The sequence below is a fragment of the Janthinobacterium sp. BJB401 genome, assembly GCF_013372745.1.
Lineage (GTDB): Bacteria > Pseudomonadota > Gammaproteobacteria > Burkholderiales > Burkholderiaceae_D > Janthinobacterium > Janthinobacterium rivuli.
The window spans coordinates 19319-40605 of record NZ_JABXFH010000001.1 but is presented as its reverse complement, the minus strand read 5'-3'; the positions used below and the strand labels follow the sequence as shown (position 1 = coordinate 40605).

16 protein-coding genes are annotated in these 21287 nt (G+C 64.3%); 11 read left to right on the top strand and 5 right to left on the bottom strand.

What is annotated here, in order from left to right; all coding sequences use genetic code 11:
* Positions 1-144: 144 nt before the first annotated feature.
* Positions 145-2949, bottom strand: coding sequence for a TonB-dependent receptor (locus HWE17_RS00175; RefSeq protein WP_176387346.1), 2805 nt, complete (start codon positions 2947-2949; stop codon positions 145-147).
* A 31-nt stretch (positions 2950-2980) separates the two neighbouring features.
* Positions 2981-3982 (bottom strand): MurR/RpiR family transcriptional regulator, encoded by a 1002-nt coding sequence (locus HWE17_RS00170; RefSeq protein WP_176387345.1) that lies wholly within the window; start codon positions 3980-3982, stop codon positions 2981-2983.
* A 199-nt stretch (positions 3983-4181) separates the two neighbouring features.
* On the opposite strand from HWE17_RS00170, the gene HWE17_RS00165 reads away from it, so the two are divergent.
* On the top strand, positions 4182-5318 hold the full coding sequence (locus tag HWE17_RS00165; protein WP_176387344.1) for a succinylglutamate desuccinylase/aspartoacylase family protein: 1137 nt from the start codon (positions 4182-4184) through the stop codon (positions 5316-5318).
* Positions 5319-5327: 9 nt separating this feature from the next.
* On the top strand, positions 5328-6716 hold the full coding sequence (locus tag HWE17_RS00160; protein ID WP_176387343.1) for a YfcC family protein: 1389 nt from the start codon (positions 5328-5330) through the stop codon (positions 6714-6716).
* Positions 6717-6913: 197 nt separating this feature from the next.
* Here HWE17_RS00160 and HWE17_RS00155 read toward each other — a convergent pair whose 3' ends face one another.
* Positions 6914-7120 (bottom strand): hypothetical protein, encoded by a 207-nt coding sequence (locus HWE17_RS00155; protein WP_099401655.1) that lies wholly within the window; start codon positions 7118-7120, stop codon positions 6914-6916.
* A 265-nt stretch (positions 7121-7385) separates the two neighbouring features.
* On the opposite strand from HWE17_RS00155, the gene argH reads away from it, so the two are divergent.
* Positions 7386-8783, top strand: coding sequence for an argininosuccinate lyase (argH, locus tag HWE17_RS00150; protein ID WP_176387342.1), 1398 nt, complete (start codon positions 7386-7388; stop codon positions 8781-8783).
* A gap of 58 nt (positions 8784-8841) precedes the next feature.
* Here the strand turns inward: argH and HWE17_RS00145 are convergent, their stop codons facing one another.
* The gene (locus HWE17_RS00145) at positions 8842-9810 is read right to left on the bottom strand and encodes an IS1595 family transposase (RefSeq protein WP_176387341.1); all 969 of its coding nucleotides are present in this window, start codon (positions 9808-9810) and stop codon (positions 8842-8844) included.
* A gap of 94 nt (positions 9811-9904) precedes the next feature.
* A complete protein-coding gene (locus HWE17_RS00140) occupies positions 9905-10561 on the bottom strand; it encodes a hypothetical protein (protein WP_035822266.1) in 657 nt (218 codons plus the stop codon).
* A 669-nt stretch (positions 10562-11230) separates the two neighbouring features.
* Here HWE17_RS00140 and HWE17_RS00135 point away from each other — a divergent pair.
* From HWE17_RS00135 to HWE17_RS00100, 8 genes are all read left to right on the top strand, one after another.
* On the top strand, positions 11231-13762 hold the full coding sequence (locus tag HWE17_RS00135) for a M4 family metallopeptidase (protein ID WP_176387340.1): 2532 nt from the start codon (positions 11231-11233) through the stop codon (positions 13760-13762).
* A 256-nt stretch (positions 13763-14018) separates the two neighbouring features.
* Complete coding sequence (locus tag HWE17_RS00130) at positions 14019-15212, top strand: type II secretion system F family protein (protein ID WP_176387339.1); 1194 nt, start codon at positions 14019-14021, stop codon at positions 15210-15212.
* A gap of 25 nt (positions 15213-15237) precedes the next feature.
* Complete coding sequence (locus HWE17_RS00125; RefSeq protein ID WP_035828253.1) at positions 15238-16935, top strand: GspE/PulE family protein; 1698 nt, start codon at positions 15238-15240, stop codon at positions 16933-16935.
* Positions 16922-17710 carry a hypothetical protein gene (locus tag HWE17_RS00120; RefSeq protein ID WP_176387338.1) on the top strand — a complete coding sequence of 263 codons (789 nt, stop codon included), beginning with the start codon at positions 16922-16924 and terminating at the stop codon, positions 17708-17710. Before HWE17_RS00125 ends, HWE17_RS00120 begins: the two co-directional genes overlap by 14 nt.
* On the top strand, positions 17701-18243 hold the full coding sequence (locus tag HWE17_RS00115; protein WP_176387337.1) for a hypothetical protein: 543 nt from the start codon (positions 17701-17703) through the stop codon (positions 18241-18243). Before HWE17_RS00120 ends, HWE17_RS00115 begins: the two co-directional genes overlap by 10 nt.
* Positions 18231-18851: a type 4a pilus biogenesis protein PilO gene (gene pilO / locus HWE17_RS00110; protein ID WP_176387336.1), complete on the top strand. Its 621-nt coding sequence runs from the start codon at positions 18231-18233 to the stop codon at positions 18849-18851. Before HWE17_RS00115 ends, pilO begins: the two co-directional genes overlap by 13 nt.
* Complete coding sequence (locus tag HWE17_RS00105; protein ID WP_176387335.1) at positions 18848-19384, top strand: hypothetical protein; 537 nt, start codon at positions 18848-18850, stop codon at positions 19382-19384. Before pilO ends, HWE17_RS00105 begins: the two co-directional genes overlap by 4 nt.
* 17 nt (positions 19385-19401) lie before the next feature.
* Entirely contained in the window at positions 19402-21282 is a 1881-nt protein-coding gene (locus tag HWE17_RS00100; protein WP_176387334.1) for a secretin and TonB N-terminal domain-containing protein, read from the top strand.
* The last annotated feature ends 5 nt before the right edge of the window (positions 21283-21287 follow it).

Below are 21287 nucleotides of genomic sequence, written 5' to 3'. Positions count from 1 at the left end.
GGAAAGTGGCGCGCACTGGTTGATACAGGCACGCGCCCTTGCTGCCAATACTGCTGCTTGCAACCCAAATGCATCAAACTGCAATACTACTTGCTGCATATGACAGCGCTGTTGCGGTATCTCCGGGTTTCTATGTAAAACTGCTTACTTGAAGCTGTAATTGGCGCTCGCATAAAAGCGCCGGCCGCGCGGATCCGTGTAGCTCGGGTCATAGCCGGACAGGAAAAAATAGGCCTGGTTCGAGTATGGCGGGCTGGTATTGAACAGATTCTGTATGCCCGCGCGCAGCTTGAACTGCTTGCTGACGGCGTACGCGCCCGACATGTCCCACAAGGTGTAGGCCTTGACCCGGTTCGGCTTGACGACGCTGCCATCGTCCGTGTTGATGGCCGAATTCTGGTCATCGTAGCCGCTCGAATACGTGTTCGACAGGCTGGCCGAATACGGGCCATTGTCCCAATCGAGCGTGATCGTATGGCGCCAGCGCTGCACCACGCCTTCCGTGACGAATTTATTGAGGTTGCTGATAAAGACCTCGCCAGGGCTGGTCTGGATTTTTGAATCGAGCACATATGTGCCGCTCAGGTGCGCGCCAAAGCGTCCCCACGCCGTTTTCACGCCATGCAGGTCGGCCGTGATATCGATACCCGCCGCCTTTTGCGCGCCGCGGTTTTCCTTGCGCAGCTCGATGTAGTCGATCAAGCCGTCTTCATCGCGGTGCACCAGATCGCCGTACTTGGCCAGATTGCCGAGGATGATGTCGTCGCCGATTTCGCTGATCAGGTCCGTGCGCTTGATGTTCCAATAGTCGGCACTGAAGGTCCAGTGCTGGCTCGGTTCGAGCACCAGGCCGGCCGTGAACTGGCGGCTGCGCTCCGGTTTCAGCTTGTCGTTGCTGTAGCGGCGCGTATCCCAGTTATCGGCGCAGACGGAATAATCATTGTTCTCGCTCGCGCAATACACGGGATCGGGCAAGGTCGCCGTGCTGCTGTAGGCAGTGGGCCGGTGCAGGTCGGACATCGATGGCGCGCGAAAGCCCTTGCCGGCCGAAGCGCGCAGCAGCACCTGCTTGCTGGGCATGTAGGTCAGGCCGATCTTCGGACTGAGGGCGCCGCCCACCTGCTGGTAATGGTCATAACGGCCCGACAACTGCGCCTGCCACTGCTTGGTCAACGGCAGCAGCAATTCGCTGTAAATCGCTTGCACCTTGCGGCTGTCGCTGGTGGCCACACCGCCTTCGGGCGCCGCGTCGTTGTTGATGTTGTCGCTCATCAGCAACGCCGACGGACGGAACTCGGTGCGCTCGCGGCGCACTTCGCCGCCCACGGCCAGCGCCATGTCGCCGCCGCCCAAGGCCATCAGCGCGCGCGATGCCTTGAAGTCGAGCGCATCCATGGTGCCGCGCGCATGCCGCACTTCGTCATTGACCTGGATGCTGTCGAGCAGCGCCTTGCCCTTCGCGCCCGATGGGCCAAACGGGTTGATGTCGCCGGAGGCGATGCCTTCCAACAGCTTGTCGTACAGGACGTAGCCATGCGTATCGCGGTCCTTCACGACGTTGACGCTGTGATTGAAGCCCACGTCATAATCCCAGCCGCCGAGCGTGCCGCTGGCGCCCACCACGAAGCGCTGGCTCTCGCTGGTCAACTGGCTGGTGCGCATGCCCGCCTCGTTCAGCCGCATGCGCAGTTCCAGTTCGCGCGCAGTCGGATTGCCGTCTTCGTCGACGATGCTATCGAGGCCGGTATTGGCCAGCTGCGGCACCTTGCTGTAATCGAGATAGCCGATCACACGCGCCGACGAGCCCACGTAATAGCTGCGCGAGCGGCTCAGCGCCACTTCCGCGTACAGCTGGTGGTCGTTACTCAGTTTCAGCACGCCGCGCGTGAGCAGGTTCTGCTTGTCCGTCTTCGGATACAGCTCCGTGTCGCCCATGTAGTCATAGGTACAGGCATCAACACCACCCGTTCCCGCCGGCAGGTACAGGTTGGCCGGCGGCGAACAGTTCGGGATCGACGGATTGATCTGGCGATTGGTAATCGGCTGGCCATTGAGCAGGAAGCCATTCTCTTGCAAATAGTCGCGCTGCTCCCCCGACAGGCGGATATTCGCCGGGCTGGTAAAACTCGACAGCAAATGCCCGAGGCGCTGCGGCACCTGCAGGTTCGGAATGAACTTGCGCTGCGAGGAACTGAGGCGGTCCGTTTTTTGCAGGTCGACCACAGCGAAGATATTGTAGCCATCCGTGGCCAGGTCGCCCGTGCCTGCCGTGATGCTGGCCGTGCGCTTGCCCGCGCCCCCTTCATCGGTGCGGCTGCCGTAGACGTTCAGCTCCACGCCCTGGTAATCCTTGCGCGTAATAAAATTGATGACGCCGCCGATGGCGTCCGTGCCGTACAGGGCCGAGGCGCCGTCGAGCAGCACTTCCACGCGCTGCAGGGCGGCGGCGGGAATGTTATTCAGGTCCACGCCCGCGTCGTCGCCGGGCGAGGCAAAGTTGGCCATGCGCCGTCCATTGAGCAGCACCAGGGTCGACGACGTGCCCACGCCGCGCAGGTTGGCGCTGTTGAAGCCGCGCTGGTCGCCGCCGATATTGATGCTGGCGCCATCGGTCAGACCGCCCACGTTGGCCGACACGCGCGCCATCAGCTCGGCCGCCGTCGTCACGCCCGCCTTTTCGATCTCGGCGCGCGTGATGACCTGCACCGGCAGCGCCGTCTCCGATTCCAGGCGCTTGATGGCCGAACCCGTGATCTCCACGCGCTGCATTTTTTTCGGTGCAGGCTCTTCATCCCGCACCAGCTCCTGTTTCTGCTCTTGCGCCTGCGCGCCGCCAGCCAGCATGCCCAGCGCCGCCGACACGCTCAGGGCGCCCAGCGCGAGGCGCACGCCTTGCGCCAGCGCCGACTCGCGCGGCAAGGAGCCACCGTCCTGTCTTTTCATCTGCATTGCCACTCTCCCCAATAATGATGCCTGTTTTTTATAATGATTTTGCGACTGCCTTGCGTTGCTTTGAAGCTGTTTTCCGGGAGCCCTGCACGCCATGCTCGCCGCCGTACAGATAGGCGGCGATGACGTCGCTCAGGCGGGCCGCTTTTTCCACGTTCTTTTTGTTCGATACCATCAGCGCCACGGCCAGCGCCTCGATCATGGCCAGCGCCGTGCTGGCGCTGCTGGGCAGGACGGGATGGGTGCTTTGCGCATACAGCGCGTGGTCGGCCAGTTCGGCCAGCGGTGAGGCGGGAGAATCGGTGAGCGCCACGATGCAGGCGCCGCGGTCGCGCGCGAAGCTGGCCAGGCCGATGCAGTCGAGCGTGTAGCGGGGGAACGAGATCACCACCAGCACGTCGTGCGCCGTCAGGTTGACCAGATGGCCGGCCGCCACTTCCGAGCCGCCGATGCCCACCACTTCCACCACATGCGGGCAAAACGGCTGCAGATGCTGCACCAGCATGCCGGCCAGGTTGGCCGACAGGCCGAAACCCATCACATACACGACCCTGGCGCGCGTCAGGCGGCGCACCACGGCCTGCATGGCGTGCGGCGACAGGGCATCGGACGTGGCGGCGATGTTCGCGGCCGCATATTCCAGGCTTTGCGTGACAGGCGAGGTGGCGCGCGCGCGCCGCTCTATGGTGCGGCGCAGTTTGTCGACCGGCTGCAACAGCGATTGCAGGGTTTCGGCCATGGCGCCGCGCATGGCCGAATAATTCTTCTGGCCGATGTCGCGCGCGAAGCGGCTGATGGTAGCGGTCGATACCTGGCAGCTGTCGGCCAGTTCCTCGATGCCCAGCGCCGTCACCCGCATCTGGTTGCGCAGCAGGTAGTCGGCGATCTGCCGCTGCGAAGCCGAGCCGCCGGCCAGCACGTGCATCAGCGCCTGCCCGAGCGGCGATTGCGCGAAGGCGGCGTCGGGCGACGCCAGCGCGGTGGCAAGTGGCTTGGGGGCGCTGCGTCTGGCAGGACTGGCGGATGCTCTCATATCACTGGCGGCCTGTATTCTTGGGGACTGCGGATCACTGGCGGAAGGCGAAATCGGGTCGCTGGAACTTACTGTACTCATATCAAAAAGAAAACTCAACAAATATTTGTAAAAGGATTTTCATTGATTTACTTCGTGAAAATATTGCTACATAATCGACCGGAATCCATCAACCATGCACCTTTTCGGGGCACCCACCATGCAAGTACACCAGCATCCCATCTCCACCGCGCACGCCAGCGTAGCGTGCCAATTGAGCAGTTTCCACTTCGGCGCCGCGGCCGCCACCAGCCGCAGCGGCAAAAAGGTGTACATCCAGGCGGCGCTGCACGCGGACGAGGTGCCGGGCATGCTGGTGTCGCAATTTTTACGCCGCGAACTGCTGGCGCTGGAAGCGGCCGGCAAGATCCACGGCGAAATCATCCTGGTGCCGGCCGCCAACCCGATCGGCCTGGCGCAAGCCATTCATGGCGCGCCGTTCGGCCGCTTCGACCTGACCACCGGCATCAACTTCAACCGCGCCTACCGCCACGTGGCCGATGAACTGAAAACCACGCTCGACGGCCTGCTGGGACAGGATGCGCAGGCCAACGTGGCCCTGATACGCGAGCATGCGCGCGCCGCCGTCGCCGCCTGGCGGCCGGGCACGGATGCGGAGACCTTGAAGAAAACCCTGCTGGGCATGGCTATCGACGCCGACATCGTGCTCGACCTGCATTGCGATAACGAGGCGGCCCTGCACATCTACACGGGCACGCCGCTGGCGGCGCAGATCGCGCCCCTGTCCGCACTGCTGGGCGCGCGCGCCGTGCTGCTGGAACTGGCGGCCGGCGAAGAGCCGTTCGACGAAGCCTGCAGCCGCTTGTGGTGGGACCTCGATGCGCACTTCGGCGGACGCTATCCGATTCCCGCCGCCTGCCTGTCGACCACCGTCGAGTTGCGCGGCGAAGTGGAAGTGAGCTACGCCCTGGCCGAACGCGACGCCGCCGCCCTGCTGCGTTTTCTCGCCATCGAGGGCGTGCTGGAAATCGACGGCGCCGGCGACGACCTGCCCGCGCCGCAATGTGAGCCGACGCCGCTGGCCGGCGTGGAACCGATCCTCGCGCCGCATCACGGCGTGCTGGTCTACCTGCGCGAAATGGGCGAGGTGCTGGCCGCCGGCGACGCCGTGGCCGACCTGATCGACCCCGTCAGCGGCGAGACGACGACCTTGCGCTGCACCGTCGCAGGCGTCTTTTTTGCGCGCAGCGCCCACCGCCACGTTTTGCGCGGCATGAACGTCGGCAAGGTCGCAGGCGCCGTCGCCTTCCGCGGCGGCAGCCTGCTGAGCCAATAAGTGACACCCATGAGAAAATTCAAGCTCCCCAATACCTTCGTCCTGCTGTGCGGCATTCTGGCCATGATCGCCCTGGCGACGTGGCTGGTGCCAGGCGGGAAATTCGACACCCAACTGGTCAATGGCAAACAGCTGATCATCCCCGGCACGTTTCATTACGTCGACAACAAGCCGCAGGGACTCGCCGCGCTGATGATGGCGCCCATCAAGGGCTTCGTCGACGCCAGCCTGATCATCGGCTTCGTGCTGATCGTCGGCGGCGCCTTCGCCGTGCTGCAAAAAACGGAAGCCTTCGATTCGCTGATCAAGGCCATCGCCAAGGCGCACACCAGTTCGCGCTTCGTGCGCGCCGCCATCATCCCCGTGTTCTTCACCATGTTTTCGCTGGGCGGCGCCACCTTCGGCATGAACGAGGAAGCGATTCCCTTCATCCTGATCTTCGTGCCGCTGGCCCTGGCCCTGGGCTATGACACCATTACGGGCGTGTCGATTCCCTTCATCGGCTCGCAAGTGGGCTTTTCCGCCGCCTTTTTGAACCCGTTCAACGTCGGCATCGCTCAGGGTATCGCCGGCGTGCCGATCTTTTCCGGCATCGGCTACCGCCTGATCGTGTGGGCCATCGCCACGGCGGTCAGCATCGTGTTCTTGATGTGGTACGCGGCGCGCATCAAGCGCCATCCGGAAAAAAGCCCGACCTACCTGCTCGACATCGAAAAGCGCAGCGAGCACACACTGGACCTGAGCAGCTTTGCCGGCATGACGCGCACGCATCGCGCGGTGCTGTGGATTTTCATGGCGACCCTGCTGACGATGGTCGTCGGCGTCGTCAAATACGACTGGTTCATCGATGAAATCGCCGCCCTGTTCCTGGTGATGGCCATCGTCGTCGGCCTGGTCGGCCGGCTCGACATGGACAGCCTGGTGGCGTCGTTCGTGCAGGGCGCGCGCGACATGGTCAGCGTGGCGCTCGTCATCGCGCTGGCGCGCGGCACCATGATCCTGGCGCGCGACGCGCAGATCATCGACACCATGCTGCATGCATTGACGCCCCTGGTGGCGTCGTCGAGCCCCGTCTTCGCCGCGCAAAAGATGTTCTTCATGCAGTCAGTGATCAACTTCTTCATCCATTCCGGCAGCGGCCAGGCGGCGCTGACCATGCCGATCATGGCGCCGCTGGCCGACCTGGTGGGCGTGACGCGCCAGACCGCCATCCTGGCCTTCCAGTTCGGCGAATTCACCACGCCGATGATCCCCACATCCGGCATCACCGTCGGCGTGCTGGCACTGGCGCGCGTGCCCTGGATTACGTGGGCCAAGTGGATGATTCCGCTGCAGCTGATTTACCTGGTGCTGGCGCTGCTGCTATTGATTCCGCCGTGCCTGATGCACTGGCAGTAAAACGGAACACGCCATTGAGCGATGCCGATGGCAGGCTGAAAAATGCTGAGGATGGCGGGAAGCTCGCGTTCCGCCTGGGCTGAAAAGGAAACGGGGGCGCCGCCCGTTCCGATTGCCGCTGATGCTGTACTGCTTGCTGCCGGTGCGATGTGGTGACTACGGATGCTGCTGATTCTGCCTCGATTGCACTGCCGCGCTTACAGGGCGGCTTTTTCTTCCGCGCTCAGGCGCTTGGCGCTGACGTACACGGTGTGCATGGTGACTTGCCCGGCGCTGGCGGCGATGGCGGCGATCGGTGCCGGCGCGGCGCGGAACTTCGGCACGGCGGCGGTGGCCAGGCTGGTGGCGGCGGCGATGGCGATGATGGCGACGAAGATGGCTTCCATGTTTTTAGCGATGTTCATGATGATGTCCTTTGAGTGGCTGGTTGTGTGCTGCGATGATTGAACTGTAGGCCGATCCCCCCTGAACCGCCATCGGATTGCGACCAAACGCACGATTCGCGGGACAGAATACAAACAGCCGGGATGGAACGTACAACGTACCCGCGCCGTGGCATTTGACGCTTGCCAGCCCCATTCCTGGCCATTTCAGCGCCCTGCAAGCCCCTAAAAGCCCTACCGCCGGCCAACCTTGTTTATAATCGCCCTACACTAAAGGACTTCTTTCATGACTGATCAATTCTCCAAAAAGGGCGAAGCCTGGTCGGCCCGGTTTTCCGAACCGGTCTCGGACCTCGTCAAGCGCTACACAGCTTCTGTATTTTTTGACAAGCGCCTGGCGCTGTTCGACATCGAAGGTTCGCTGGCTCATGCGGAAATGCTGCATGCGCAAGCCATCATCAGCCCGGCCGACTACGCGGAAATCCAGCGCGGCATGGCGCAAATCTCGCAGGAAATCGCCGCCGGCCAGTTCGAATGGCTGCTGGACCTGGAAGACGTCCACCTGAATATTGAAAAACGCCTGACCGAACTGGTAGGCGATGCGGGCAAGCGCCTGCACACGGGCCGCTCGCGCAACGACCAGGTAGCGACAGATATCCGGCTGTACGTGCGTTCCGCCATCGACGACATCACCGCCCTGCTGGCGACGTTCCGCAGTGCGCTGACGGACCTGGCCGAGCAGCATGCCGACACCATCATGCCGGGCTTTACCCACATGCAGGTGGCCCAGCCGATCACCTTCGGCCACCACATGCTGGCGTATGTCGAAATGTTCGGCCGCGACGCCGAGCGCATGGCCGACTGCCGCAAGCGCGTCAACCGCCTGCCGCTGGGCGCCGCCGCGCTGGCCGGCACCACCTTCCCCATCGACCGCCTGCGCGTGGCAAAAACGCTGGGCTTTGACGACGTCTGCCACAACTCGCTCGACGCCGTCTCGGACCGCGACTTCGCCATCGAGTTCTGCGCCGCCTCGGCAGTCTTGATGATGCACGTGTCGCGCATGGCCGAAGAACTGGTGATCTGGATGAGCCCTCGCATTGGCTTCATCGACATCGCCGACCGCTTCTGCACCGGCTCGTCGATCATGCCGCAAAAGAAAAACCCGGACGTGCCAGAACTGGCGCGTGGCAAGACGGGCCGCGTCTACGGCCACCTGACTGGCCTCTTGACCCTGATGAAGGGCCAGCCGTTGGCCTACAACAAGGACAACCAGGAAGACAAGGAACCGCTGTTCGACACCGTCGACACCGTTATCGACACCCTGCGCATCTTCGCCGACATGGCTGGCGGCATCACGGTGAAACCGGAAGCGATGCGCGCGGCGGCCCTGCAGGGCTACGCCACCGCGACCGACCTGGCCGACTATCTGGTCAAGAAGGGCTTGCCGTTCCGCGACGCCCATGAAGCCGTGGCCCTGGCCGTGCGCGCCTGCGTCGACGCCGGCTGCGACCTGGCCGACCTGTCGCTGGAGCAGTTGCGCGCGTTTTCCCCGTTGACGGACGACGACGTGTTTGCCGTGCTGACCCTGGAAGGCTCCGTTGCCGCGCGCGACCACGTGGGCGGCACCGCGCCACGCCAGGTCCGCGCCGCGATCGCCCGCGTGCGTACACAGCTGGAAAAATAAGCAGCGACTACTCTGCCTGACGCCCCGCTGCAGCAATGTGGCGGGGCGTTTCTCATGGCTATGTCACCGTCAGGTGTGGAAACGCTCCCAGCGTTGCCTTCAATAATGTTTCTGGCGAACGGATGCGCCCGGCATCTAGTATCCAGCGCCAGCCCAGGTAGTTCGGCAGGTAGCGCGTCGCGACACCGTGAAAGTGACCCAGCCATTGCCGCAGTCGGCTGTGATAGGCGTTGACGTTCTGCACATGGGCGGCACCCTGCACGCGGATGCCGGCGCGCAAGTTAACGGCCTGATGACTGATGCCCGATTCTCGAGCGAAGGCCCGGTAGGCGGCATGGCCGTCGGTGACCAGCAAGATGTCCTTGTCGATGACGGGCAACAGGCAATGATGCAGCTTCGCTTTCGTCAACGCGCCTTTACCCGTAACGAAATCGAGGGTTTGTCCTGTGCGGTCGCGCGCTACCAGGATGCAGACCTGTTCATTGGAAATGCCACGCTTGTGGGCATGGCCACCCCGGCAGCGGGCCGGACGCGTCAGATGCCGCGATCCCTTTTCCGATTCCAGCACATACAATTCGTCCGCTTCGGCAATACCATGCAGGCAATGGGGCCGGTCTGTCTTTGCCAGCGATAAAAAACGGTGACGCCAGCGGAACGTGGTGTTGCGGTGTACGCCCAGCTGTAACGCCGCCTTGCGCACGGAGTCGGATGCCAGAAGGCAATCGGCGTAGTCGAGCCACAACGATTTATGCCGCAATCGGGCCAGCGGCGTACCGGTGAGCGCATTGAAGGTGCGGCCACATGGCACACAACGATAACGCTGCAGTCCGTGTGCATGACCGTGCCGGTGCGCATGATTGCTGTTGCAGGCGGGGCAGGCCAATCGCGGCTGGGCCACATTTTCCAGCAGCGCGACGGTCGCGTCGTGTAGCGCGCTGCCCCGCAGCAGGGCAATGCCTGCCTGTCGCTGGCGGCGGTTCAGGGCGGCGAACTGGGCGATAAAGGTTTTCCACTGGCTTGGCTGCATGGAAGGCTCCCGTTTGTCTGCGATGTACAGTCAGACAGCAGGGGCACAGGAAGATTCCTGGGACTTCCCCTACTTAGCGGGGACAGAGCCTTTTTCATTGCGCGACGATTTTCGACAGCACGGAAAAGGCGGCCCCCGTCTGCGACGCCTCCAGCAGCAAGGTCAGTTCCGTATAGGTGCAGATGATGTTGATCAGGTTGATGCGCTCCCAGGCCAGGCGCTTGAGGATGGCGTGATACACGCCCGGCGTATAGCAGGTTTCGGGCGCCAGGTGCAGGGTCACGGCCGTCACCCGCTCCAGGCGCGCCAGTTCCTGCTCGCCGCCAAAGACCTCGTCCACCAGCGCATGCAGCGAACGGCTGCAGATCACCATCACCTCGTTGACGCCGCGCGTGACGGTGATGAAAGTGCCGCGCTGGGGTGCGGCCAGCGCCAGCAACTGGCGCTGGCAGTCATAGGTCTGGTCGGAATAGCGGTAGGTAAAAATCATCAATTCACTGCGCGTGGACAGTTCTCCCGCGCGGTGCGCCAGTACGATCTCGCCGCTTTTCTGCTGCGGCATCCGTTCGGCCAGGCGGCGCAGCGCCATCACCACGGCGGCCTGCCCCACCGGTTTCCATAAGTCGCTCTGCAATTGCGGCTGCAGCTGGCGCGCCAGTTCCGACAGGTTCAGCAAGCCGCGGCCCAATCCCTCGCTGAGAAAGGCCGATTCCATCACGATCTGTTCCACTTTGGTCGCTATCGAAAGCATAGTTCGTCAGGCCGGTGATTCCGGTGCACGCACCAGGAGCCGGCAACCCTTCCTGAAAAAAGGATGCACTGCGCCAGCGGCCGCGCCGGGCGGCGCGGTCGGACTCACTGAAAAGCCCCCCTCGCGGGGGAAGAGCCGGCTGGCGGCGGCTAGGAAGGCGGATGCAGCATGAATGCCGCTCCAGAGGGGAAATGGCTGAAACCAACAGCAGAAAACAGAACTGACGTCATGTGAAACTCCCGATTTTTTTCCCGATGCGCTGTATCTGGACGCGGTCATTGCCGCGTGCGCTTTTTTTGTCGTCGCCTGGTCCACTGGGGACAATGCGAAGAGCTAGTGTAGATCGCAACATTTAGAAAATGCAACAGTGTTTTTCCAACAGAGCGCGCCATTAGGGGAAGTAGTCCAAAACAAAAGTTGCAGCTTGTGGTAGATCAAACTTTCCGATGATGCAGCGTCGATAAATGTTCAATTCTTAACAAAAATTCGCTTGGTGACCCATTTCTTGAATTTTTTGACATGGCGATCTCGACAAGTTTAGTGTCCCCCTACCCGGCGTCACGCCACCACAAAACGGCAGGCTATCCGCCTGCCAGGCACGCCGGGGTGGCCATCAGGCATCGCGGCCAGCTCATTCACCATTTCCTTAACCGATACCATGGAGCAGAAATGAATTTACGTTTGACGATAGTTGCCGCATCCATCGCCGCCCTGCCGCTGATGGCCACCACGGCGGACGCCGCCACGCCGCTGCCACAGACCCTGATGGCTGCCCCGGTGACCCTGGCCTCTCCACAAGAGAACGCCGGCCTGGTCAACAAGCTGGCCGCGCAGGCACGCAGCCGCGGCTTGAATACCGAGCATGGCTTTGCCGTCGGCGCCCAGCATCCGGGCGTCAGCGGCACGCGCGTGAGCCGCGTGCAGCACACCTACAAGGGCTTGCCCGTCTTCGGCTCCGAGACGGTCGTCGTCAGCAACAACGCCGGCGACATCGTCAGCGAATCCGTGTCGGACCGCGCGTCCGGCCTCGGTAGCGGCGGCGTCAATTCCGTCACCCGCAGCGCCACCACCGATATCGACACCACGCCGGCCGTCAGCGCCGCCGCCGCCATCGCCGCCGCCGTGAAAAGCATCGGCGTGCAGGCCGTCGACCACGTGCCGCCGCATGCGCAGCTGCTGATCTACCCTGTCATGAAAACCGTGCGCATAGCCGGCGCCGAGAACAAGTCGGAAGCCGCGCTGAACGCCCTCGACGTGCAGGACGTGGTCGACCACTACGAGCTGGCCTACCTGGTGCAAACGCGCATGATCAGCGGTAGCAAACCGGTCTACTACGACACCGTCGTCAGCGCCAAGGATGGCCGCATCCTGCGTCAATGGAAAGCCCTGAAAACCGTGGCCGGCATCGGCAACAGCCAGTACAACGGCCAGGTACCGCTCAACACCACGCTCACGGGCAGCACCTACACCATGAAGGACCCGAGCCGCGGCACGGGCGGCAGCTTCGGCGGCATGGCCATCACGAATGCCAACCACGGCACCACCTCGGGCAGCGTGTACAGCAGCACCAGCAACACCTGGGGCGACGGCCAGCAATACATCAATGGCGGCAGCACCACCAACGCCAACGGCCAGACGGCGGCCGTAAACGCGATGTGGGGTCTGATGAACACCTACGACACGCACAAGAACGTGCTGGGCTGGTCCAGCCTGGACGGCAACAACACGGCCACCCACATCGCCGCCCACGTTAACACGGCCTATGACAACGCCTATTACGACAGCAGCTGCAAGTGCATGTACATCGGCGACGGCGGCAGCTCGTTCAACAACCTCGGCTCCATCGACGTGATCGGCCACGAAATGGGCCACGGCATCACGGACGCCACCTCGGGCCTGATCTACTCGCAAGAGTCGGGCGGCTTGAACGAATCGAGCTCGGACATCGCCGGTGAAATGGTGGAAGCGTATGCGCGCGCCGGCGGCACGGGCACGACGATCCCCAACACGGGCAACGATTGGATGACCGGCAAGGAAATCGCCAAGAATGGCCAGCCGCTGCGCTGGCTGTACAAGCCAAGCAAGGATGGCAGCAGCCCGAATGCGTGGAGCAGCACCATCAAGAACCTCGACGTCCACTACAGCAGCGGCCCGAATAACCGCATGTTCTACTTCCTGTCGCAAGGTTCGAACTCCACGTCCAGCAGCGACTACTACAGCTCCTACCTGAACAAAAGCCCGCTGGCCATGACCGGTATCGGCAGCGACAAGGCTTACCGCATCTGGTTCAAGGCCGCCACCACCAAGTTCACCTCGTCGACCAACTACGCCGACGCGCGCAACAAAGTGCTGCAGGCAGCAGAGGAACTGTATGGCGTGGGCAGCGCCGAATCGATCGCCGTCAAACGCGCGTATGCGGCCATCAACGTGGGCGCCGACGTCGATGAATCGACGACGGGCGGCGCGGTGACCATCACCAGCCAGCCAGCCAGCATCACCGTCGCACCGGGCGCCACCGCCTCGTTCGCCGTGGGCGCGGGCGGCGGCACGGCGCCGTACACCTACAAGTGGTACCGCAACGGCGCCGTGATCAGCGGCGCCACGTCGCCTGCCTACAGCTTCACGACCGTGGCGGCCGACAGCGGCGCCGTGTTCAAGGCCACGGTGACGGATTCGTCCTCGCCTGCCGTGACGGCCACGTCGAACAACGCCACGCTGACGGTGGGCACGAGCAGCGCCACCGAGCGCGTGACGAACGGCGGCTTCGAGTCCGGCGCCACGGGCTGGAGCGGCACCACGGGCGCCATCGGCACCTTCACGGGCCAAACCGCGTACGAAGGCACGAAGTACGCCTGGTTGGGCGGCAATGGCGCCACGGCCAGCGAATCGCTGACGCAAAGCGTGGCCATTCCGGCCGCCGCCACCTCGGCCAGCTTGACCTTCGCGCTGCATATCGACACGGCTGAAACAGGCAATACCGTGTACGACAAGCTGGTCGTCACCGTGAAGAACAGCGCCGGCACGGTGCTGGGCACCCTGGCCTCGTACTCGAACGTGAACAAGGCGGCCGGCTACCAGATCCGTACGTTCGACCTGATCGCCTACAAGGGCCAGACCGTGCAGATCTCGTTTGCCGCGACCGAGGACGCATCGCTGCAAACCTCGTTCGTGATCGACAAGGTCAGCTTGGTTACCCAGTAAACGGCTGAGGGCTGAACATGCGGGCAAGCCATCGATGCAAGGCTTGCCCGCACGGCACGATTGATTTCCTGGCAATTCCAGTCTACCCTGAGGCAGTGATTGCCTCTTGCCTGCTGCCGGTACCCGCGACGAATTGAACTTTTTTTGGATTGTTCCTGACCGATGCCTACTTCGACCTTGTCCGCACGCGCTTTCCCCTTTTCACATCACCCCATTTTCACGCCCCAGGCCCTCGCCATGCTCGCCTGAGCCGACGATGCAGTTCCACCTCCAGGTGCAGGGCCCGGCGGGCAGCCAGGCGCTGGCCATCGACGCCGCCAGCGAGGCCGAGGCGATCCGCGCGGCCGTGCGCGGCGGCTGGCGCGTGCTGGCCGTCGACGCAGGCGCCGCGCCGGACGCGGGTGCCGCGCCGCGTCCCGGCAAACAGGGCCTGCCCCTGCTGCAATTCAGCCAGGAGCTGCTGGCCCTGCTCGAAGCGGGCCTGAACCTGGGTGAGGCCATGGCCACCCTGCACAACAAGGAAACGCGCGCGGGCGCCAGGGCCACGCTGGCCGCCATCGTGCTCACCCTGCAGCAGGGACAGAGCTTTTCCGACACCCTGGCCGATTTTCCCGACATCTTCCCCGACATTTACATCGCCACCGTGCACGCGGCCGAACGCTCGGGCAACCTGCCCGAGGCGCTGGCCCGCTTCGTCGGCTACCAGCTGCAGTTCGACGCCATCCGCAAAAAACTCATTTCCGCCGCCATCTACCCGTGCATGCTGCTCGTCGTCGGCGGCCTGGTGACCCTGTTCCTGCTCGGCTACGTGGTGCCAAAATTCAGCGTCGTCTACGAAAGTTCGGGCCGCGAGATTCCGTGGATGTCGCAAATGCTGCTCGGCTTTGGCCAGACCCTGGCCGCGCATCCGCTGCTGTGCGCCGGCGCGCTGGCCGCCGTGGTGGCCGCCGTGGTCTTCGGCATCGCCAACCGCGCCATGCGCATGGCGCTGGTGCTGCGCCTCTTGCGCCTGCCCGTGCTGGCCGCGAAGGCGGCGGAATTTCGCCTGGCGCGCTTCTACCGTGCCCTCAGCCTGCTGCTGCACGCCGGCATCCCCCTGCACAAGGCGCTGGCCATGGTGGCGCCCATGCTGCTGCCGGCGCAGCAGGAGCAGCTGGCGCAGGCGCGCCGCGCGGTGCAGGAAGGCATGCCGTTTTCCACCGCGCTGGAACACGCCGGCATGGCCACGCCGGTGGCGCAATCGCTGCTGAAAGTGGGCGAGAACACGGGCCGCCTGGGCGACATGCTGGAACGTTCGGCCAAGTTCCACGACGAGGAATTCGCCCGCTGGGTGGACTGGGCGTCGCGCCTGCTCGAACCGCTGTTGATGACCATCATCGGCGTCGTCATCGGCGGCGTGGTGGTGCTGATGTACATGCCGATCTTTGAACTGGCGGGGAGCTTATCGTGACGGTTTTTACCATGTGGTGCATGACATGAACGCGCGCGACGAAGAACGGGCCGTGCTCGATGCGGCCATGCTGCGCCGGGCCCACGCCAGCGCACTGGAACAGGGCCGCCCGCAAATGACCGTGCTGCAGGAAACGGCGGCCCTGCCGCCTGAAGTCTTTTTGCGCCAGCTGGCCGCCCTGTTCCGCTACCCGGCCTGGACGATGGCCGAACTGCAGGCGGCCTTGCCCGCCTTCGGCCTGCTGCCCTACACGGATTGCGCCCAGCGCGACTGCATGCTGCTGCAACCTGGCGTTCCCGGCGCGCCGCCCGTGCTCGTCATCGGCAACCCGTTTGCCGAAGACTTGCTGCAGTGGGCCGACTTCGCCTTGTCCACGCCCTTCACGGTGGCGCTGGCGCACCCGGACGACCTTGCCGCCTATCTGCTGCAGCAGGAAAGCGTGCAGCAGGCGATGCAGGAAATGCAGCATGGTGATGATGTACCGGGCCTGGACCAAAGCATCGAGGATATCTCGCTGATCCGCATCAGCGAGGACAGCAGCCCGGTGGTGAAACTGGTGAACTCCACCATCTACGACGCCCTGAAATTCCAGGCCAGCGACATTCACCTCGAATGCGACGTGGCCAGCCTGGTCATCAAATACCGCGTCGACGGCGTGCTGGTACAGGCGGGCCAGGTGCAGGGATTACAAATGGCCGAACAGATCATCTCGCGCATCAAGGTGATGGCCGATCTCGACATCGCCGAGCGCCGCATCCCGCAGGATGGCCGTTTCAAGGTGCGCGTGAAAGGGGCGGAGATCGATTTCCGTGTCTCCATCATGCCCAATATCTTTGGCGAAGATGCCGTGCTGCGCCTGCTGGACCGGCGCGCGCTGACGGAGGCGGCGCAGGCGCTGCGCCTGGAAAGCCTGGGCCTGAACGAGGACGCCATTGAGCAGATCCGACGCCTGGCCGCCAAGCCACACGGCATGCTGCTGGTGACGGGGCCCACGGGTTCCGGCAAGACCACCACCCTGTACGCGGCCATCACGGAAATCAATACGGGGCGCGACAAGATCGTCACCATCGAAGACCCTGTCGAATACCGCTTGCCGCGCGTGCTGCAGATCCCCGTCAACGAAAAGAAGGGACTGACGTTCGCGCGCGGCCTGCGCTCCATCCTGCGCCACGATCCCGACAAAATCATGATCGGCGAAATCCGCGACGATGAAACGGCGCAGATCGCCGTGCAGGCCGCGCTCACGGGCCACCTGGTGTTTACCACCGTGCACGCGAATAACGTCTTCGACGTGGTCGGGCGCTTCCTGCACATGGGCGTCGACGCCTACAGCTTTGCGGCGGCCCTGAACGGCATCGTGGCGCAGCGCCTGCTGCGCCTCAATTGCGCCCACTGCGCCATCGACGCCAGCGCCGAGGTGCTGGCCGATGCGCAGCAATTGCGCGACAGCGGCCTGGCCCTGCACCAGGTGCAGGACTGGCAATTCATGGCCGGCAAGGGCTGCGGCCATTGCCGCGGCACCGGCTACAAGGGCCGCAAGGCCGTCGCCGAAGTGCTGATGCTCAGCGACGCGATGCGCGAAATGATCTGCACGCGCGCGCCCCTGAGCCAGATGAAGGAAGAAGCGGCGCGCAACGGTTTCCGCCTGGCGCGCGAAGCGGGCCTGGACCTGGTGCGGCGCGGCGAAACCACTTTAGCGGAGCTCAATCGTGTCACTTATTGAACGCCTTACCCGCACCACCGTCTGCCTGCACCTGGCGCCGCACGGATTGCACGGCGTGCTGCGCCGCGCCGGCCGTCCCGTGCCCGACAGCGCCTTCCACCTGCCCATTGCGAACCCCGACGCCAGTTGGGAAGTGGCGCTGGCCGCCCTGCGCGGCTGGCTCGAACAGGATGGCGGCAAAAAACTGCCGCTGGCCGTCAGCCTGGCCAGCCGCTGGTGCGCCATGCTGATGGTGCCGTGGAGCGGCGCCCTGCTCGATGCGGCCAGCGCGCAGCGCTTCCTGCACAGCCAGTTCGCCGCCGTCTACGGCGATGGCGCGCGCGCCTGGCGCCTGGCTGCCGACGATGCGCCCTATGGCAAGCCGCGCCTGGCCTGCGGCATCGATGCGGCCCTGCTGCAAGGCGTGCAGGATGCCGCGGCCGCGCATGGCCGGCGCTGCCTGTCCATCGAACCCATCGTCGGACCGGCCTGGCGCAGCATCGCCGGCGGCAAACCTGCCGCCTTCGCCCTGGTGGAAGCGGGACGACTGCTGCTGGCAACGACGGTCGCCGGGCGCATCACGGCCTTGCACAGCCAGTCTTGCGACGCCGCCTGGGGCGATGAACTGGACCGGGCGTGGCGGCGCTGGAACTTGCGCGCGCCGCAGCTGGACGCCATCGAACAGGTGGCGCTGCTCGACCTGAGCGGCGTGCCGCAGGCGAACGTGCCGGAGCGCTTCGTGTCCATCGCCGTGGCCAGCGGCGCCCACCTGATGCGGGAGGCCGCATGGGCCTGAGCCGCCTGGAATTCCTGCCGCCCGGCGCGGTGCAAACCTTCAAGGGCTGGCGCCTGGCCCTGTGCCTGGCGGGCGGCCTGATGCTGCTGCCGGCCGCCGGATATTGGCTGGTGCAGGCGCAGGAAACGCGGCGCCTGGAAACGCAACTGGCGCAGCTGCAGCCAGCGCGACCCGTGCGCGCGCCCCTGTCGGCGAGCCAGCAACGCGAACGCGACCTCGAACTGAAACAGGTGGCCGCCGCCGTGCGCCAGCTCAATCTGCCCGTCACGCGCCTGGTCAAGACGGTGCAGGCGCCGCGCGACGTGCGCGTGGCCTTGCTGGGACTGGACCTGAACGCGCAGCAGGGACAGGATGGCGCCAGCGTCCTGAAAATCGCCGCCGAAGCGGAGATGCCGCAGGACATGCTCAACTACCTGGCCTTCCTGAACCAGCAGCCCATGTTCAGTTCCGTGTACTTGCTCAAACATGAGATGAATGCGAACGCCCCCGAACATCCTTACCGTTTTCAGCTGGAGGCGCAATGGCGGCAATAAAACCCGTATTCAAAGCCGGCACGCCCGTAGCCCGTCCACGCCTGCAACTGCGCATGCCGCCGCGCCTGGCGTGGGAAGTGCAGCGGTTGGGGCGCACCCTGGGCTGGCCCAGCGCGCTCGGTGCGGCCTGCCTGGCGCTGGCCGCTTTCGCCATGCAGCAGGGCGATGCGCTGGCAGAACGCCAGCGGCAACTGGCGGCGCAACTGGCCTCGGCGGCCAGACAATCGGCACTGCCGCAGGCAACAATCACGCTCGATGCGGATGCCGACAGCCTGGCCGCCTTTCACGCCTACCTGCCCGCGCATGACAGCATTCCCGACCAGTTGAAAGCTTTGCTGGAAGTGGCGCAAAAGAGCGGCGTCACCCTGGCCAAGGCCGACTACAAGCCGCAGGAAGACGGCAATACGGCCTTCCTGCGCTACCAGATCACCCTGCCCGTACGCGCTGAATACGCGCAGCTGCAAACCTTTATCGTCGACGCCCTGCAGGCGCTGCCCACCCTGACCCTGGACTCCGTGCTCTTCAAGCGCGAGCAGATCGAGGCGGGCGAGATCGACGCGCGCATCCAGTTCATCCTGCTGGTGAAAAAAGCGGAGGCGCGCCGATGAAAAAAGCCGTATTGGCAGGCGCCGCCGTGGCGACCTTGCTGGCCGCCCTCTTCGCCCCCGAGGATGAAGGCAGCATCGTGGGACCGGCCACTGCCACCACGCGCCAGGTGGAGCGGGTGGCGGTCGCGCCGCTCGCCGCAGCCACCATTCCGCAAACCCATCGCGCGCTGGCCATCGAACCGCGCCGGGCGCTGGAAGACGAGGAAGCAGCCACCCTGTTCGCCAAGCAAAGCTGGCAGCCGGAGACGCCGAAAAAAATCATGCTCGACCAGCAGGCAGCCCAGGCCGCGCTGCCCGCGGCCCGCGTGGATGCAAACGCGCCGCCACCGCTGCCCTTTCAATTCCTCGGCCGCTTCGTCGACGAAGGCAAGGCGGCCTACTTCCTGCAAGCGGGTGAACGCAACGTGGTGGCGCGCCCAGGCGACACGCTCGAAGAACGTTACCGCTTCGACGGCGTGGTGCAGGGCGCCCTGCAATTTACCTATCTGCCGCTCAACCTGAAACAGACACTCGCCGTAGGGGACCTCAATTGAAACGACGCGCCGCACGTATGTCTCGTAATCTCATCACCCTGCTGCCGGTGCTGTCCCTGCTGGCCGCCTGCGCCGGCAACCAGGCCTACAACGATGGCCAGGCCATGCTCGGCGCGGGCCGCACGGAACAGGGCCTGGCCCTGCTGGAACAGGCGGCGCAAGCCGAGCCGACCAACGCCAAATACCGCATCGCCGTTACCAACGGCAGGATGCGCGCGCTGAACAAGCTGAATGGCGCTGCGGAAGCGCTGCGCCAGCAGGGTAACTTGGCCGGCGCGCAAGCGCTGTACCAGCAGGCCTTGGCGCTGGACGCCAGCAACGACGTGGCGCAGCGGGGCCTGGCCGGCGTGGCGCAGGATGAACGGCACCGCAAGCTGGTGCAGGAAGCGCAGGCCAGCTACCAGCGCGGCGGCGAGGTGAATATCGCGCAGGCGCAGGAAGCCTTGCGCCAGGTGCTGCAGGAGCGCCCCGCACAGCGCGAGGCCCTGGCCCTGAAAAGCCGCATCGGCGAATCGCAGTCGAAAAGCCTGCCGGCCGGCGGCAAGCTGGCGGCCGCCTACCGCAAACCCGTGACCCTCGAATTTCGCGATGCGCCGCTGCGTTCGGTGTTCGACTTCATCAGCAAGGTCTCTGGCCTGAACTTCGTCTTCGACAAGGAAGTCGATCCCGCGCTGCGCGCCACGATCTCCGTGCGCGACACCAGCATCGAAGAAGCGATCGCCATGCTGCTGGGCGCCAACCAGCTGGAGCAAAGCGTCACCAGCGACAAGTCGATCACGATCTACCCGAACACGCCGCAAAAGGTGAAGGATTACCAGCAGCTCGTCGTGCGCACTTTTTTTCTCGCCAATGCCGACGTCAAGACGGTGGCGTTTTCCATCAAGACCCTGCTCAAGGCCAAGGACGTCGTCACGGATGAACGCCTGGGCATCATCATGCTGCGCGATACGCCGGAAATGGTGCGCATGGCCGAGCGCATCATCAATGTGCAAGACCTGGCCGACCCGGAAGTGATGCTGGAGGTCGAGGTGCTGGAAGTCAAGCGCACGCGCCTGATGGAGCTGGGCGTGCGCTGGCCGGACCAGGCCAGCCTGACACTGGCCGGTGCTGCAGGCATTACGGGCGGCCTGGGCGGCCTGAAGGTGGCGGACCTGCACCGCATCAATGGCGACAATATCAACCTGGGTATCGGCGGCGTCACCCTGAACGCCAACAAGACGGACAGCGACAGCAATATCCTGGCCAATCCGCGCATCCGCGTGCGCAACAAGGAAAAAGCCAAGATCCTCATCGGCGACCGCGTGCCCGTCATCACCGTCACGACGAATAACGGCGTCAGTTCCGACAGCGTCAACTACATCGACGTGGGCCTGAAACTCGACGTGGAACCGAACGTCTACCTGGACGACGAAGTGGCCATCAAGATCAACCTGGAAGTGTCGAACGTCGTCAAGGAAGTCATCAGCAAGACGGGCACGCAGGCTTACCAGATCGGCACGCGCAGCGCCTCGACGGTCCTGCGCCTGAAGGATGGCGAGACGCAGGTGCTGGCTGGCCTGATCAGCGACGAAGACCGGGGCACGGCCAACAAGGTGCCGGGCGTGGGCGAACTGCCCGTGCTGAACCGTTTGTTCGGCAGCCAGAAGGACGACGCCATGCGCAGCGAGATCGTGCTGTCGATCACACCGCGCCTGCTGCGCAGCATCCGCCGTCCGGACCTGACGACAGCCGAATTCAACTCGGGCACCGAGGCCTCCGTGGGTGGCCGCGCCAGCGTGGGCGGCTCCCCCGAGGTCATCGCCGCGCCGGAGCAATCCGCGCCGCGCAGCGGCTCGCCCATGACGGGCGGCGACGAAGCACCCGCCGCCGGCGAAAAATCAGGCAAGGGTGGCCAGTGAGGTGG

Excerpts from the sequence above, each read along its gene's own strand:
- HWE17_RS00140 (WP_035822266.1), bottom strand. The coding sequence starts at position 10,561 with ATGCTTTCGATAGCGACCAAAGTGGAACAGATCGTGATGGAATCGGCC.
- argH (WP_176387342.1), top strand. The coding sequence starts at position 7,386 with ATGACTGATCAATTCTCCAAAAAGGGCGAAGCCTGGTCGGCCCGGTTT.
- HWE17_RS00100 (WP_176387334.1), top strand. The coding sequence starts at position 19,402 with ATGTCTCGTAATCTCATCACCCTGCTGCCGGTGCTGTCCCTGCTGGCC.
- HWE17_RS00115 (WP_176387337.1), top strand. The coding sequence starts at position 17,701 with ATGGGCCTGAGCCGCCTGGAATTCCTGCCGCCCGGCGCGGTGCAAACC.
- HWE17_RS00105 (WP_176387335.1), top strand. The coding sequence starts at position 18,848 with ATGAAAAAAGCCGTATTGGCAGGCGCCGCCGTGGCGACCTTGCTGGCC.
- HWE17_RS00155 (WP_099401655.1), bottom strand. The coding sequence starts at position 7,120 with ATGAACATCGCTAAAAACATGGAAGCCATCTTCGTCGCCATCATCGCC.
- HWE17_RS00145 (WP_176387341.1), bottom strand. The coding sequence starts at position 9,810 with ATGCAGCCAAGCCAGTGGAAAACCTTTATCGCCCAGTTCGCCGCCCTG.
- pilO (WP_176387336.1), top strand. The coding sequence starts at position 18,231 with ATGGCGGCAATAAAACCCGTATTCAAAGCCGGCACGCCCGTAGCCCGT.
- HWE17_RS00135 (WP_176387340.1), top strand. The coding sequence starts at position 11,231 with ATGAATTTACGTTTGACGATAGTTGCCGCATCCATCGCCGCCCTGCCG.
- HWE17_RS00175 (WP_176387346.1), bottom strand. The coding sequence starts at position 2,949 with ATGCAGATGAAAAGACAGGACGGTGGCTCCTTGCCGCGCGAGTCGGCG.
- HWE17_RS00125 (WP_035828253.1), top strand. The coding sequence starts at position 15,238 with ATGAACGCGCGCGACGAAGAACGGGCCGTGCTCGATGCGGCCATGCTG.
- HWE17_RS00160 (WP_176387343.1), top strand. The coding sequence starts at position 5,328 with ATGAGAAAATTCAAGCTCCCCAATACCTTCGTCCTGCTGTGCGGCATT.
- HWE17_RS00165 (WP_176387344.1), top strand. The coding sequence starts at position 4,182 with ATGCAAGTACACCAGCATCCCATCTCCACCGCGCACGCCAGCGTAGCG.
- HWE17_RS00130 (WP_176387339.1), top strand. The coding sequence starts at position 14,019 with ATGCAGTTCCACCTCCAGGTGCAGGGCCCGGCGGGCAGCCAGGCGCTG.
- HWE17_RS00170 (WP_176387345.1), bottom strand. The coding sequence starts at position 3,982 with ATGAGAGCATCCGCCAGTCCTGCCAGACGCAGCGCCCCCAAGCCACTT.